The 15,188-nt window shown below is 38.6% G+C and carries 14 protein-coding genes; 11 read left to right on the top strand and 3 right to left on the bottom strand.

Features of this window, described 5'->3' with window-relative positions; all coding sequences use genetic code 11:
* Positions 1–9 precede the first annotated feature (9 nt).
* The 4 genes from ACRPLQ_RS13670 to ACRPLQ_RS13655 all read left to right on the top strand — a co-directional run bounded on the left by ACRPLQ_RS13670 (position 10) and on the right by ACRPLQ_RS13655 (position 3,525).
* A complete protein-coding gene (locus tag ACRPLQ_RS13670) occupies positions 10–1,287 on the top strand; it encodes a nucleotide sugar dehydrogenase (protein WP_043979840.1) in 1,278 nt (425 codons plus the stop codon).
* Positions 1,284–2,087 carry an ABC transporter permease gene (locus ACRPLQ_RS13665; protein ID WP_049163404.1) on the top strand — a complete coding sequence of 268 codons (804 nt, stop codon included), beginning with the start codon at positions 1,284–1,286 and terminating at the stop codon, positions 2,085–2,087. Before ACRPLQ_RS13670 ends, ACRPLQ_RS13665 begins: the two co-directional genes overlap by 4 nt.
* Positions 2,088–2,103: 16 nt before the next feature.
* Positions 2,104–3,069, top strand: a complete 966-nt coding sequence (gene tagH, locus ACRPLQ_RS13660; protein ID WP_049166343.1) for a teichoic acids export ABC transporter ATP-binding subunit TagH — start codon at positions 2,104–2,106, stop codon at positions 3,067–3,069.
* Between the two features lie 75 nt (positions 3,070–3,144).
* On the top strand, positions 3,145–3,525 hold the full coding sequence (locus ACRPLQ_RS13655) for a triple tyrosine motif-containing protein (RefSeq protein WP_043979836.1): 381 nt from the start codon (positions 3,145–3,147) through the stop codon (positions 3,523–3,525).
* A 40-nt stretch (positions 3,526–3,565) separates the two neighbouring features.
* On the opposite strand, the gene ACRPLQ_RS13650 is transcribed toward ACRPLQ_RS13655, so the two are convergent.
* A complete protein-coding gene (locus ACRPLQ_RS13650) occupies positions 3,566–4,528 on the bottom strand; it encodes a LytR family transcriptional regulator (RefSeq protein WP_432236066.1) in 963 nt (320 codons plus the stop codon).
* Positions 4,529–4,723: 195 nt separating this feature from the next.
* Between ACRPLQ_RS13650 and ACRPLQ_RS13645 the strand changes: the two genes are divergently transcribed.
* The gene (locus ACRPLQ_RS13645; RefSeq protein WP_432236065.1) at positions 4,724–5,485 is read left to right on the top strand and encodes an SGNH/GDSL hydrolase family protein; all 762 of its coding nucleotides are present in this window, start codon (positions 4,724–4,726) and stop codon (positions 5,483–5,485) included.
* Positions 5,486–5,533: 48 nt separating this feature from the next.
* On the opposite strand, the gene ACRPLQ_RS13640 is transcribed toward ACRPLQ_RS13645, so the two are convergent.
* On the bottom strand, positions 5,534–6,265 hold the full coding sequence (locus ACRPLQ_RS13640) for a DUF6270 domain-containing protein (protein WP_432236064.1): 732 nt from the start codon (positions 6,263–6,265) through the stop codon (positions 5,534–5,536).
* A gap of 313 nt (positions 6,266–6,578) precedes the next feature.
* Here ACRPLQ_RS13640 and ACRPLQ_RS13635 point away from each other — a divergent pair, with 313 nt between their 5' ends.
* The 4 genes from ACRPLQ_RS13635 to ACRPLQ_RS13620 all read left to right on the top strand — a co-directional run bounded on the left by ACRPLQ_RS13635 (position 6,579) and on the right by ACRPLQ_RS13620 (position 11,824).
* Positions 6,579–7,331, top strand: coding sequence for a CpsB/CapC family capsule biosynthesis tyrosine phosphatase (locus ACRPLQ_RS13635; protein WP_406901620.1), 753 nt, complete (start codon positions 6,579–6,581; stop codon positions 7,329–7,331).
* Positions 7,332–7,610: 279 nt separating this feature from the next.
* A complete protein-coding gene (locus ACRPLQ_RS13630) occupies positions 7,611–8,378 on the top strand; it encodes a tyrosine-protein phosphatase (protein ID WP_221817964.1) in 768 nt (255 codons plus the stop codon).
* Between the two features lie 100 nt (positions 8,379–8,478).
* Positions 8,479–10,200: a pyruvate oxidase gene (locus ACRPLQ_RS13625; protein WP_432236063.1), complete on the top strand. Its 1,722-nt coding sequence runs from the start codon at positions 8,479–8,481 to the stop codon at positions 10,198–10,200.
* A gap of 43 nt (positions 10,201–10,243) precedes the next feature.
* Positions 10,244–11,824, top strand: a complete 1,581-nt coding sequence (locus ACRPLQ_RS13620) for an FMN-binding glutamate synthase family protein (RefSeq protein ID WP_432236062.1) — start codon at positions 10,244–10,246, stop codon at positions 11,822–11,824.
* A gap of 24 nt (positions 11,825–11,848) precedes the next feature.
* On the opposite strand, the gene ACRPLQ_RS13615 is transcribed toward ACRPLQ_RS13620, so the two are convergent.
* Positions 11,849–12,475, bottom strand: a complete 627-nt coding sequence (locus tag ACRPLQ_RS13615) for a GntR family transcriptional regulator (protein WP_432236061.1) — start codon at positions 12,473–12,475, stop codon at positions 11,849–11,851.
* A 293-nt stretch (positions 12,476–12,768) separates the two neighbouring features.
* Here ACRPLQ_RS13615 and garR point away from each other — a divergent pair, with 293 nt between their 5' ends.
* Together garR and ACRPLQ_RS13605 are read left to right on the top strand one after the other, a co-directional pair.
* Complete coding sequence (gene garR, locus ACRPLQ_RS13610; RefSeq protein ID WP_432236060.1) at positions 12,769–13,671, top strand: 2-hydroxy-3-oxopropionate reductase; 903 nt, start codon at positions 12,769–12,771, stop codon at positions 13,669–13,671.
* Positions 13,668–15,107: a four-carbon acid sugar kinase family protein gene (locus tag ACRPLQ_RS13605; protein ID WP_432236059.1), complete on the top strand. Its 1,440-nt coding sequence runs from the start codon at positions 13,668–13,670 to the stop codon at positions 15,105–15,107. Before garR ends, ACRPLQ_RS13605 begins: the two co-directional genes overlap by 4 nt.
* Positions 15,108–15,188 lie beyond the last annotated feature (81 nt).

Raw genomic sequence — 15,188 nt, 5'->3', positions numbered from 1 at the left:
GGAAATAAAATGAAACTTTGTACAGTAGGATTAGGATATATTGGATTACCAACGTCTATTATGTTTGCAAAACATGATGTGGATGTTGTAGGTGTAGACGTGAGTCAACGCGTAATTGAATCATTAAACAATGGAAAAATCCATTTAGAAGAGCCTGGTCTGCAGGAAGCATTAAATGAAGTAATTGAAAAAGGTACATTCCGCGCAGCATTACAGCCGGAAAAAGCAGATGCATTCATCGTAGCTGTACCAACACCAAACCATGATGACCAACACAAATCTTGTGATCTATCATATGTATTAAGCGCTGTAAGCAACGTCATTCCTTACTTAGAAAAAGGAAACGTATTAATCGTAGAATCTACAATCGCACCGCGCAGCATGGATGACCATGTTAAACCGTTAGTAGAAGCAGCTGGCTTTGAAGTTGGAAAAGACGTGTTCTTAGTACATTGTCCAGAGCGTGTACTTCCAGGACAAATTCTTCACGAACTAATCCACAACAACCGTATTGTTGGAGGACTTACGCCAAACTGTACAGAAGCTGGTGCAATGGTATACAGCACATTTGTACAAGGTGAAATCATTAAAACAGATGCAAAAACAGCAGAAATGTCAAAACTAATGGAAAACACATTCCGTGACGTAAACATCGCGTTAGCAAACGAATTAACAAAAGTATGTAACGAATTAGAAATCGATGCATTAGAAGTTGTTCAAATGGCTAACAAGCATCCGCGTGTAAACCTTCATACACCAGGACCGGGTGTAGGCGGACACTGCTTGGCTGTAGACCCATATTTCATCGTTGCAAAAGCGCCTAAAACAGCTCAGCTTATTAATCTAGCAAGAACAATTAACACGTCTATGCCTCAATACGTAGTAGACAACACAAATGCTCTAATGGAAAAAGTAGACGGCCGCGTTGTGACAGTATTTGGTTTAACATATAAAGGAAACGTAGACGATATCCGTGAAAGTCCGGCAATGGAAATCTATGACTTATTAAAAGCAGAAGGCAAATACGAAATTCGCGCATTTGATCCTCACGTGGAACAAGATTGGGTTGAACAAGATATCAAGGAAGCTGTACGCAACTCTGACCTAGTTCTTGTGTTAACAGACCATAATGAATTCAAAGAATTAAACTGGAGCGAATTAGAAGGTATGGCAACAAAACGTATTTTCGATACGAAAAACGTGGTAGCTAACCGTTCTGACGATTTCAGCTACATTAACTATGGTAACCTACATGCATTCCTTAAGAAGGAAGAAGTAATGGCATGAATTCTGTAGGGAGGATTTTGAAAGAACAATCCTCGAATTTTCATTTAATATTGAGATTATCTCTTTATGATGCAAAAAGTAAATACCAAATGCACTATCTTGGAGCTGTATGGCAGTTTTTAGGACCTGCCATACAGATTCTTCTGTACTGGCTTGTTTTTGGATTAGGAATTCGTGGAGGAGCACCCGTACACGGAATTCCATTCTTTGTATGGCTAATTGCAGGGTTAATTCCTTGGTTTTTTATTAGTCCTTCCATTACTCAAGGTTCAAACAGTGTGTATGCAAGGGTAAGTTTGGTTTCAAAAATGAAGTTTCCAGTCAGCGTACTGCCAACTGTCACGATTGTCAGTAACAGTTTTCAGTTCATCATCATGATGCTGGTTATGGGAGTTATCTTCGTTATTTACGGAATTAATCCGGGATGGTATTTACTTCAATTGCCATATTATTTAGTAGCATTATTTGTTTTTTTATTTGCACTCACGCTGCTAACATCAACTATTTCAACGTTAATAAGAGATTTTCAGCAAATATTACAATCATTAATGAGAATGGTGCTTTACTTATTGCCTATTTTATGGGATACGTCTAAATTGTCACATGTATATGAAACGATTTTAAAATTAAATCCACTCTTTTACATCGTGCAAGGATTTAGATATTCATTGTTAGGTTACGGTTGGTTTTATGAGGATTGGATATACACATTATATTTTTGGGTTATCACATTATTAATACTAACAGTAGGATCAATCCTGCATTTGAAATTCAGAAATAAATTCATCGATTACTTGTAATCTAGGAGCGTAATCTATGGCACTAAAAGTTCAATTTGAGAACGTTAGTAAAAAGTATGTTTTATATAAAAAAAGATCCGATAAACTACTTGAAATTTTCTTTCCAAAAAAGAAAAATGAAAGCTTTTACGCACTAAGAAACATTTCTTTTTCCGTAAATGAAGGAGAAACAATTGGTGTTGTAGGAATTAATGGATCAGGAAAATCAACTCTTTCTAACTTGCTGTCGCAAGTTGTGCCTCAGACGTCAGGTGATATTAAAATCAATGGTGAAACATCATTAATTGCTATTTCGGTAGGGTTAAATAATAACTTAAATGGATTAGAAAATATCGAATTGAAGTGTCTGATGCATGGACTAACGAAAGAAGAGATAAAAAAAATCACTCCTGATATCATCGAATTTGCTGATATCGGAAAGTTTATTACTCAGCCGGTAAAAAACTATTCGAGCGGTATGAAATCAAGGCTTGGATTTGCCATTTCTGTTCATACCAATCCCGATATATTGGTAGTAGATGAGGCTTTATCAGTAGGAGATCAAACATTTTACGATAAATGTTTGAAAAAGATTAATGAATTTAAAGAACAAGGTAAAACGATTTTCTTTATAAGTCATTCGTTGACTCAAATCCGCAGTGTGTGCAACAAAGTCATGTGGATTCACTTTGGAGAGTTAAAGCAATTTGGCGGCACTCGTGTTGTTTTAGAAAAATATAAAGAGTTTGTTAAATGGTTTAATGGATTAACTGATGAAGAGAAAAAGCAGTATAAACTAGATATGCTGGCTAATCAGGCAAAAGATGAATATGCCTTGATGAATGAAAAGAGTGAGTATAATCAGCCATTATACTCGTTAGAGCAGCGTACAAAGCGACGTGAACGGAAAAAAGAAAGACGAAAAACGTTCAAGCTTTATTTTCAAGTAGGCATTTTATCTATGCTGTCTTTGTTTTTAGCGATTTTAATGTTTTATACATAAGGTTTATAAAGCATTTTAATAATATTGAGAATAGATATGTAGATTGATATATCTACTATTCAAGGAGGATCTCTAATGAAAGCAAAAGTATTAATTCCAATCGTAGCAGGTGCATTATTATTCACAGGCTGCAGCAATGACAAAGAGACTGCAAGCAAACCAACTAAAACGGAACAAACTCAACAAGAAAAAACAGCATTAAACAAAGTCTCTATTAAAAACGTAGGAGACAAACGCTTAGAAGTAAAAACAACAGCGGAAGGGAAAGACCTTAAATACGCTTACTCCGTTTATAAAGACGGCAAGCTATTCCAAAAAATCCCTTACTCTTCAAAAAAAGAGTTGGCTTATAAGTTAACGAAGTCTGGCGACTATCGTGTACGCGTATACGTGAAAGCTGGAAAAGAAAAAGCTGTTGCAAAAAGCACAGAATTAGTAAAAGTAACAAAATCATAATAAATAAAAAAGATCACGGGATATTTCCCGCGATCTTTTTTTATTTTAGATTTAAACTTTCTTTTAATTCAGCAGATAGTTGGTTACGCGTGTCATCAGATACGGCATAGTAATAGATACCGTTAATTTTTTCGCCTTTTCCATCTATTTGAAGCTGTTCTGAATGTTTACGTGCGTCTTTATAGTTTGATTGAATTTGCTTCATATCATCAAACGTAAGGTTTGTTTTTACATTTTGGCCAATTGCATCTAGAATTGTACCGTAGTTTGTTAAAGACTGAACGCTAGCTCCTTCGTCAATAACGCCTTCAATTACTTGACGCTGGCGCTGCTGACGTCCAAAGTCACCGCGAGGGTCTTGTTTACGCATACGGGTAAAAGCCAATGCTTCTTTACCATCTAATTTTAAAGGTCCTTTTTGGAAACTGTAGCCGTCGTAATTAAACGCAAGAGTATTATTTACAGTTACGCCGCCAACAGCGTCTACAATGTCTTTAAAGCTTTCCATATTCACTTGAACGTAGTAGTCTACGGGAACGTCTAAGAATTTCTCTACCGTATTTACGGACATGTCTACGCCACCAAAAGCATAAGCATGGTTAATTTTATCTTGTGTTCCTTTTCCTACAATTTCAGTACGCGTATCACGTGGAATACTGACCATCTTCATAGACTGTGTCTTTGGGTTTACCGTCATTAAAATAGTAGAATCTGAACGTCCGCGGTCACCGGCACGCTGATCTACTCCTAATAGTAAAATAGAAATAGGATCTCCATTTGCCAGGCTCACTTTAGTTGAACGTTTTTCAGATACATCACGTTTTAACGGTTCGTGAGTTTGTGTGAATGTCTTTTCAACAGAATGCCATATGCTATATGCATAGCCTGCTACACCTAGAATTAATACTAAAATAATACCAAGAATAATTTTGAACGCGCGTTTCTTTTTCGGTTTTTTTCGTTTGCGTCTGCGCGCATTTGAAGGTTGTACTTGTTCTTCCATGTGGAACCTCTCTTCCTTTTCCTTATGTATTGATAAAATAAATGTCTTCTATGTAAGCCATTATTCTTATCTTTTTCATCGTAAAACACGTCAAAATGATTAAAAAAATGACAAATTTAATCAAATTTCTTCATGTACTTTAAAATTATATTATAATAAAAGAAAAAAAGAAAGATATAGTAAGGGAGACATTTTATGAAAATTTTAATTAACGTATTTGCTATTCTCATCTTTATCTCGTCTTTAGTAGCAGGAAAGATGTACTGGAATCATCAATTAGACAAGCAGTTTGAATCAAAGCCTACTAGAGTAAGCGCAGCAGAAACAGAAAAAGATATGCAAACTGAGACTAAGAACTTGCCGGAATCAATTGTAAAAAAATTAGAAAACGCAAAGAAAAAAGGAAATCCCGTAAAGCTTGTAATTGTAGGATCTGCTCCCGAGAAAGATGTAAAGACATGGGGAACTTTATTGAAAGATAAACTAGGAGATACATATGGGACAGATTTAATAAATGTAGAGTTGTATGAATACAAACAAATGAATACATTACAATTTGTGAAATCAAAAACGTATGAAGACATTACAAAAGCAAAGCCTGATATCTTGCTTTTTGAACCATTTTTATTAAATGATAACGGCGTAGTAGGTATTAACAATACAATTGATAACTTGCAAATTATTATGAAGCATATTGAAAGTGAAAATAAAGACCTAGTTACTATTTTTCAACCATCAGCTCCGGTCTATCAAGCTCAGAATTACCCTAACGACGTAAATGCTTTAGAAACCTTTGCTAAAGAAAATGGATACGAGTTTGTAAATCATTGGAGTGCATGGCCAGATTATAATGAGGAAGGCATTTTAAAGTATTTATCTGATGAAAATGGTCAACCGAACGAAGAAGGGGAGAAGGTATGGTTCAAATTTCTCTCTGAGTATTTTACTAATTCATAATGATGAAAAAGCACGCTACCTTATAAAAAAGGTGCGTGCTTTTATTTTTTAATTTGTTACAACAGGTAAAAGTAAAGCGTTAAGCTGCTTTAAAAATCTTTCATAATAAGCTGGCTGATAGTGTCTTGGCGTAAGACCCCATTTGTGATTTTCATCTGCCATAAATTCTTCTTTTATTTCAAGGTATGTACTATTGTTAATTTTGTTGCCAAGGTATGTATACATATACTCTAATTGTTGATTGTGACGTTGAATTTCGTCTTGATTTTCAAAAACTTGAACGTTTCCTTCTTTATCTACATATTTTTCTTTCCAAAACGCTTTATGAATAATGACTTTTGAAATGCTGCTTGCGTTGATTCTTTCGCATATTTTATCAGCAGAGCTTTCCCATAATTCATCAGTGCGTTCTACAATTTTTTTACTCTTTAAATCATTCATTAAATTAGATTGAGCAAATTCTTTGGAAAGGGCGATGTAAGATTCTCCGCGTTTCATAAGTCTTAATCTTTCAGAGAGTAAGTCAATGATTAACGTGTCGGCAGGCTCTTCATCCACATGTTTTAAGAAAAGTTTATTAAGATCATTGTATACACTTCTACGCTGGAATTTGGACTCAATGTGGATGCCTCGAATAGATAGTCCAACAGGTTTGGATGCTAGCGATATAATATTCGTTCTAGCAAAATACTCATTAATTTCATATTGATGGTCAAACATAGCAAAAGGGTCTCTAGAAACACAGCTTCCTAGAATGTCAATTTTTTTCTTCAAATTCATCTACAACTCCTACAATATTTTCTCATTTTTAGACACATATAGAAAAACTATAAACGAAGAAGAAGAGAAAAGTCAATCAGTGTTTAGGTATATTTACTCATTTTCTATCTCGTTCATTTTCCATTATTTATTTTTAACATTTTCTTCAAGAAAAGAATGCCACATTTCAATACAAAAGGAACGTCTATCAATCCCAAAAGAGAGCATGAGCAAAAATAGATACTTATGCTAGAAGATAGAAAAAAAGCCCTGTGATATAATATAATTCATGGAATACTATCCATGATCTGAGGCATAGAAAGAGGAGAAAAAAATGATAGATATATATACCAATATCTTGCCAAATGTGAACAGTGGTCCCAAAAGTGTAGAAGAATTTTTAGAAATGGCAAATGTATTAGTGAAACAAGGAGTAACAGAAGCCGTAGCAGCACCTCTTTATGACGGAAAAGATTCCAGCTATAAAGAAGGCGTGGATCTTGCGAATGAATGGTTAAGAAAATCTTCTATTTCGTTAAGCGTTTTACCAGGTCAAAAAGTAATTGCCTCTACCAATATGATTGTATCAAATGAAGAGTATTACACGATGACAATAAATGAAAATGAAAAATATATGTTTTTACACATTCCACAAGACGTGGAAATTGAAGTGTTAGAAAATATTGCTTACGAGCTTCAGCTAAAAGGTATTGTACCGGTTTTAAATGAGCCTGAGTGCCATTCATTATTTGTGGAGAACCCTCCGCACTTGTACAAGCTAGTAAAAAATGGAGCAGTCGTTCAGCTGTCTGCACAAAGTGTGCTGGGCAGCAATGGCAGTAAAGCTAAAAAAGCAGCTTATCAGTTTATTGATCACGGATTAGCACACGTTATTGCATCAGGTGTGAATCGTGAAAATTACCAGCAGTACGGCCTGCAAAAAGCCTATTCAGCTGTTTCTAAAAAATACGGCAACAGCAAGCTTTATCATTTCATGGAAAATGCTGAGGCTATTGCGAGCGGGAAGGCTGTTTATAAACAAGAGCCTGAACGCATCAAAAAAACAAAATTTCTAGGAATTTTTTAACTTTTCCCTTTGTACCCTGATTAACTTCTGTTTAATCAGGGTATTTGCATACAAAGACCTATTCCAATCCCTTCTTTTATCATCATTATTTGGAGTTATTTTACAAATTATGTTTGCGTTTTCACATAGAGTGATAGTAAAATATTGTTAGTTAAGTAGATGACAGGAAAGTACGCGGTTTTCCGGGGTTCATGGAGGTAAATGTCGAGAAGAATACATAGTTTCACACTAGAAATCGTCGTAGAATAGAGCTATATAAGACGCAGGGAGGGAAATAAAGTGATTGATATTCATACGTACATATTGCCTAATATCGATAGCGGACCTGAGGAAGTAGACGGTTTTTTGAAGATGGCGCGCTCCTTAGCGGATCAAGGCGTTCAGTCCGTTGTGGCGACGCCGCTTTATGATAGCGATCAAGAGTTTATGAAACACCATTTATTTCTCTATGTAAATGCAGCTAATGAATGGCTTACAAATTCATGTATTCCTCTTCAAGTGTTACCAGGCCAGCTTATTCCTTTATCACCCCAACTTCTGCGAAACTATGAGCGAAATCAGCTTCTTACGCTTAATCATACCGATAAATATTTGTTTCTTTCACTGCCTGAATATGATATCTCACCTTATTTTGAAAAAACGCTGTATGATCTTCTCACAAAAGGCGTTGTGCCGATTCTACGTTCACCAGAATGTCATCCGATTTTCCGAGATCACCCTGAGCGTTTGTATGAGCTTGTTAAAAAAGGCGTGCTCGTTCAGCTAAGCGCCGCTAGTATTCTCGGTTTAAACGGAAAAAAAGAAAGAAAAGCGGCCTGTACGTTTATTAAATACCGCTTCGCCCACGTGATTGCCTCTGGCGTTCATGCTCGCAATTACCACGACTATTCACTTTCAAAAGCGTATGATTATATTTCCGATATGTACGGTGCGTCAGAGCTTTATTTTTTTATTGAAAATGCAGAGGCGATTATCGACGGTCGTCCGGTGCATCAATTAGAGCCTGAGCCGATGAAAAAATTTAGTTTATTTAAATTATTTAGCTGAAAACAAGGGACTTTTCCATAAAAATGGGAAAGTTCCTTGTTTTGTCTTTCTTTCATTGTGGTATGGAATAGAAACAAAGCTAAAGAAAGGAAGGCTGAATATGATAAAAACTACAGCTGGCAAAGCAGCTATGTCGGTATTAAAAGAATGGAATATCGATCACATTTTCGGTATGCCGGGAGATTCAATCAATCATTTTATGGACAATCTGCGAAGTGAAAAAGATGAAATTGAGTTTATTCAAGTCCGTCACGAGGAAGTAGGCGCACTTGCGGCATCTTCTTACGCTAAAATCACGGGCAAAATCGGTGTGTGTCTGTCAATTGGAGGGCCGGGTGCGATTCATTTGTTAAACGGCTTATATGATGCGAAAGCAGATGGTGCGCCGGTGTTAGTATTAGCCGGACAGGTGCCTCGTGCCAAGCTTGGCAATGAATCATTTCAAGAAGTGAATTTAGAACGTGTTTTTGACGATGTGTCGGTGTTTAATCACCGAGTAGACTCGCCAGAATCATTTCCGCATCTGCTGCAGCAAGCGATTCGAACGGCTTACGCTAAAAAAGGTGTAGCGGTTCTAGTTATTCCAGATGATATTCCGTCTTCAACAATTAAAATTGATGAAAAAACGCCAATTGCTAATGTATCAAAAACCATTTCTCACAGTGACCCGGAAGATGTAGCTAAAGCGCTTCTAGCGATTAAATATTCAAAAAAACCGGTTATTTTAGCAGGAACAGGCGCCAAGCACGCCAAGCTTGAATTAGCGCAGTTTGCGGAAAAAATTGCGGCGCCGATTATCTTTACGCTTCCGGGTAAAGGAATACTGCCGGATCATCATCCTTATAACCTGGGGCAGCTCGGGCAAATTGGGACAAAGCCGGCGTATGAAGCGATGGAAGAAACCGATTTGCTGATTATGATTGGAACTTCGTTTCCATACCGTGAGTTTTTACCGGACGGGGTTGAAGCGATTCAGCTGGACTCTGACGCTACACAAATCGGCAGACGCTATCCTGTATCGATTGGCTTAGTCGGAGACTCGAAAACGACGCTGTCCCAGCTTGCGCATAATTTAGATTATCAAGAAAACCGCCGTTTCTTAGAAGAGTGTCAAGTTAATATGGAAAACTGGTGGAAGCACGTAGAAAAAGAAGAAAACGAAGTGAGTACGCCAATCAAGCCGCAGCAAGTCATTCCTAAGCTTCAAAAAATCGTTGATGATGATGCGATTGTATCTGTTGATGTCGGGAACGTGACGGTATGGATGGCGAGACATTTCCGCATGACGAATCAAAAATTTGTCATTTCAAGCTGGCTGGCAACGATGGGCTGCGGACTTCCGGCTGCGATTGCAGGAAAGCTTGCTCATCCTGAAAAACAATCGGTAGCCGTATGCGGTGACGGAGGCTTTACAATGGTCATGCAAGATTTTGTGACGGCTGTGAAGTACAAGCTGCCGATCGTTGTCGTCGTCCTTAATAACAGTGAAATCGGCATGATTAAATACGAACAAGCCATTCAAGGTCACTTGGATTATCAAACGCAGCTCGGTGAAATGAATTTTGCGAAGTTCGCTGAATCGTGCGGAGGGATTGGCTACCGCGTTGAAAAATACGAAGAGCTCGAAACCGCTTTTGAAAAAGCAGCGCTTGCGAATGTCCCTGTGGTGATTGATGTTGTTGTTGCGGACGAACCGCCGCTTCCAGGCAAAATTTCATTCGGACAAGCAGCCAATTATTCGAAGCACATCATGAAAAAGTTCTTCAAAGAACACGAGCTCGAAATGCCGCCGCTTCGAAAAGGACTAAGCAGAATGCTTTAATCAGTGACTCTCCGTATAGGAGAGTCTTTTTAGGAGGGATATCATGGGAGTGTTTGAAATCATTTTACTTATTTTTGGTGCGGTCATGATGCTTGTGATTGTAGTGCCTGTTATCATTGCTATTATTCTTTGGATGAAAGATGAAAAACAAGAAGAGCATTCGGTTTTGAGAAACTATCCGCTGCTCGGGAAAATACGCTATATTTTTGAGAAAATGGGGCCTGAACTGCGTCAGTATTTATTTTTAAATAATAATGAAGGCAAGCCGTTTTCTAGAAATCAATACGAGCAAACCGTTAAGTCAGGTAAATACCTCAACCGAATGATGGGGTTTGGCTCAGAGCGTGATTTTAATGAACCCGGCTATTACATTCGAAACGCGGTGTTTCCAAAGCAGCGCGACGAAATGAAAGCGGATAATACGCAAAAAATTAAAACGAAAGTATATAAAATGGACGCTGATAACTTATTTAGCCGAAGAGAGCACCGAGAAGAGAAAGAAGCGGATCCGTTTTATTTGCGAGATGAAGAAGCGATCGTTATAGGTCCTTCATGCAAAAAGCCGTTTGTTGTAAAAGGATTAATCGGTCAATCCGGCATGAGCTTTGGAGCGCTTGGTGACCACGCGATTACCGCTTTATCACTAGGTTTAGGACGAGCAGGCGGCACGTGGATGAACACGGGAGAAGGCGGACTGTCACCATATCATTTAAAAGGAAATGTGGATATCATTTTTCAAATTGGTCCCGGGCTTTTTGGCGTTCGAACAAAAGAAGGAGAATTTTCGTGGGAAGAATTTAAAAAGAAAAGTGAAATGAAGCAAATCAAAGCGTTTGAAATTAAGCTGGCCCAAGGAGCCAAAACGCGAGGCGGTCACGTAGACGGTTCAAAAGTAACGGAAGAAATCGCAGAAATCCGCAACTTGAAGCCGGGAGAGTCTGTAGACAGTCCAAACCGTTTTAAAGAGTTCGCGTCGTATCCTGAAATGTTCCAGTTTATTGAAAAACTTCGAGATGTAGGCGGCAAGCCAGTAGGGATTAAAATGGTTGTCGGCAACACAAACGACCTTGAAGAAATGGCGGCGTATATGAAAGAGACAGGAAGCGGTCCTGACTTTATTACGATCGATGGAGCAGAAGGAGGAACGGGCGCATCGTTTCAAGAATTAGCGGACGGAGCGGGTGTGCCGCTGTTTTCAGGACTTCCTTTTGTGGATGAACTGCTTAAAAAATATGGCGTTCGTGATGAAGTAAAGCTTTTTGCATCGGGCAAGCTGCTAACGGCTGATAAAATTGCGACTGCTTTATCACTGGGTGCCGACTGCGTAAATATTGCCAGAGGCTTTATGTTTTCCGTTGGCTGTATTCAAGCGCAAGTTTGTCACAATAACAGTTGTCCCGTGGGCGTAGCGACAACAGATCCAAAGCTGCAAAAAGCGCTTATTATTGAAGAAAAGTCATACCGCGTGTGCAACTACGTGCTGTCATTACGTGAAGGATTGTTTAATTTAGCCGCAGCTGCTGGTATTGATTCGCCAACGAAGTTTTCAAAAAAACACGTGGTGTTCAAAAACAGCAGCGGACAGTTAGCTGATATTTCTGTAAAAGAAAAGATGTACGTATAAAAAAGCTGCCGATTGGCAGCTTTTTTATTGTCTTCTTTGAAGTAAATGCAGGCAAAACTCTAAGTCTTTTTGAAGGTGTTCCTGCATTAATGCTTCTGCTTTTTCAGCATTGCGTTCTTTAATCGCGTTATAAATCTCTTCATGTTCGTCAATTAAAAACGGGCGGTTGTAAAACACCACGGTATGACGGAATAAGTAAATGATGGACTGCATGCGGTCGATGATATTAATCATTACGTCATTGTTGCTTGAATTCACAATAATGGCGTGGAAACGTTCATTTGCACTCATAATTTCTTCAAACGAGCCGTTTCTTCCGATGTCTACGCATTCCTTTAACTCTTCTAATTCGTTATCAGATAAAAAAGTCGCAGCAGCTTTAGAAGCTGAGCCTTCTAGCAGCATTCGCACTTCAAACAAGTTGCGCAGATCTTTTTCTGTCGGCGACACGACTTTTTTTCGAACAATCAGTCCTTCATATTCTAAGCGTCTAATGGAGTCACGAATCGGCGTTCGGCTGAATCCAAGCTCGCTCGCTAATTTTTCTTCGACGATTTTTGTACCGCCTTCAAGCTCACCGTTTAAAATTTTATCTCGAATCATCTCATAAGAAGGGTGATGAGACGAACGAGAACCTTGATTTCTTAACATACTCTACTTCACCTCTAGCATTCGACACGAGAAAATCTCGTCTCTTTCTCTCTTTATTTTTAATCATTTTGTACGCGTATACCCAAATCATACTATAACTTGTGAAAAGGTGGGACGGAAAGTTTCGCTTTTGGAAATAAATTTCATTTAAAAAAAGGCTAGACAAATAAATAAAATGCGAATATGATGAGTGTATACAAAATTATCAGAAATGTATACAAAAAATATTTTAACGTATACATTATTTTTTTAAACGTATTTGAAAACGTATACAACAAGGGGAGGAAACGAAAATGACGAAACGCGTTGGATTTATTGGACTTGGAATTATGGGAAAACCGATGACACTCAATTTATTAAAAGCAGGTTTTGAGGTAACGGTTTACGATATTAATAAAGCAGCAGTAGAAGAAGTGAAAGCAGCAGGAGGATTTGGAGCAGAAAGTCTTGCTGAAGTTGCAGTGAACAGCGACGTGATGATCACGATGCTTCCAGCTTCACATCATGTAAAAAGCGTAGTGCTTGGAGAAGAAGGGTTGATTCATAGCGCAAAAGAAGGAAGCGTTATCATCGATATGAGTTCCATTTCGCCGGTAGCATCAAAAGAAATTGCGGCTGAACTTGCACAAAAAGGAATTCACATGCTAGACGCTCCGGTTAGCGGCGGAGAACCTAAAGCAATTGACGGCACGCTTGCGATTATGGTCGGGGGAAATGAGCATATCTTTGAAAGCGTTTCACCTATCCTTCATGCGATGGGAGCAGAAATAACGCTTGTTGGAGACAACGGAAGCGGCGTAACGGCTAAGCTTGCAAATCAAGTCATTGTAAACTTAAATATCGCAGCGATGTCTGAAGCACTTGTACTAGGAGCCAAAGCAGGCATTGACGTTGAAAAAATGTATCAAGCGATTCGCGGCGGATTAGCAGGAAGCGCTGTATTAGATGCAAAAGTGCCGCTTATTTTAGACCGCAACTTTGTAGCAGGCGGACGCATTGATATTAACTTAAAAGATATGACAAACGTGATGGAAACGGCTCATGACATTGGCGTACCGCTTCCGCTTTCAAGTCAGCTTGTGGAAATTTTCCATGCGTTAAAAGTAGACGGAAAAGCAAGCGATGATCACGGCGGAATTGTACAGTACTATGAAAAATTAGCAAACGTTGAAGTGAAAAAGAAGGTGAAAGCATGATTAAACAAGATGAAAAACGTCTTGTAAGCGATGTGTTTAAAGACATTCCAGCGGTTGATGAGGCACTTGTGCAAAAAATGCTCGACGATGAGCTTCTGACGTTCAACCAAAAAATCATCGTGTTAGACGATGATCCAACGGGTGTTCAAACGGTTAACGGTATTTCCGTGTACACAGACTGGAGCAAAGAGAGTATCAAGCAAGGGTTTTTAGAAGAAAACTCCATGTTTTTTATTCTAACAAATTCACGCGGATTTACCGCTTCTGAAACGGAAAAAGCCCACGCGGACATTGCGGCTGTTATTACAGAGGTAGCGACTGAAGTAGATAAAGAGTTTTTAATTATCAGCAGAGGTGACTCCACTCTTCGCGGTCACTACCCGTTAGAAACAGAAGTGTTAAAGAAAACCGTTGAACAGCACTCGAATCAAGTCCTCGACGGCGAAGTGATTTTTCCTTTCTTTAAAGAAGGCGGACGATTCACAGTTGATAACATTCACTACGTGCAAGATGAAGACTACTTAGTGCCGGCAGGAGAAACGGAGTTTGCAAAAGATCGTACGTTTGGCTACAGTAAGTCTCATTTAGGCGAATGGGTAGAAGAAAAGTCAGAAGGAAAATTCAAAGCAAGTCATACGACATATATTTCGCTCGGGAGCATTCGTGCCCTTGATTTAGTGACGATTACAAATCAGTTAATGGAAGTGAAAGACTTTAACAAAGTAGTTGTGAACGCAGTGGATTATGTAGACGTGAAAGTTGTGACGATTGCGCTTCTTCGCGCGATGAAGCTCGGAAAGCATTTTATGTATCGCAGCGCTGCGGCTCTAACAAAAGTGATGGGCGGCGTGAGCGACAAAGACCTTTTAACAAAAGAAGAGCTCATTAAAGAAAAGTCGTCAAACGGCGGATTAATTATGGTTGGTTCGCATGTAAAAAAAACAACAGAGCAGTTAGAAGAATTAAAGAAATGCAGCTTCATTGAATTTATTGAATTTGATTGTCATCTTGTCTTAGAACCTGAAAAGTTTGAAGAAGAAGTGAACCGTATTATCAATGAAGCAGAAAAGCTTATTTCACAAGGTCAAACGGTAGCCGTCTATACAAGACGCGAGCGCTTAGATCTTGGCGAAGGGAAAAAAGAAGAAGAGCTTAAATTATCGGTGAAAATTTCAGATGCGGTTACAAGCATTGTTCGCCGCTTAAACGTTCGTCCAAACTTTATCGTTGCAAAAGGCGGCATTACGTCAAGTGATATTGGCGTAAACGGTTTATCCGTAAAGCGTGCAACGGTTGCTGGACAAATCAAGCCGGGCATTCCGGTATGGGTAACGGGAGAGGAAAGCAAGTTTCCAGGCATTGCGTACATCATTTTCCCTGGGAATGTTGGAGCTAAAACAACGCTTCGTGAAACGGTTGAATTACTAAGTGAATAGAAAGAAGTGAACGTACGAGGTGCGTTCACTTCAGAGAATATTTGAAAGCGTATACATTATTTGGATGTACGTACATGAAAA

Origin of the sequence: Priestia sp. TRN 1309, from assembly GCF_050846875.1 — a bacterium.
In the GTDB taxonomy this organism is placed as follows: Bacteria; Bacillota; Bacilli; order Bacillales; family Bacillaceae_H; genus Priestia; species Priestia zanthoxyli.
The sequence above is the reverse complement of the archived record's forward strand: the minus strand, read 5'-3'. Positions and strand labels throughout refer to the sequence as shown.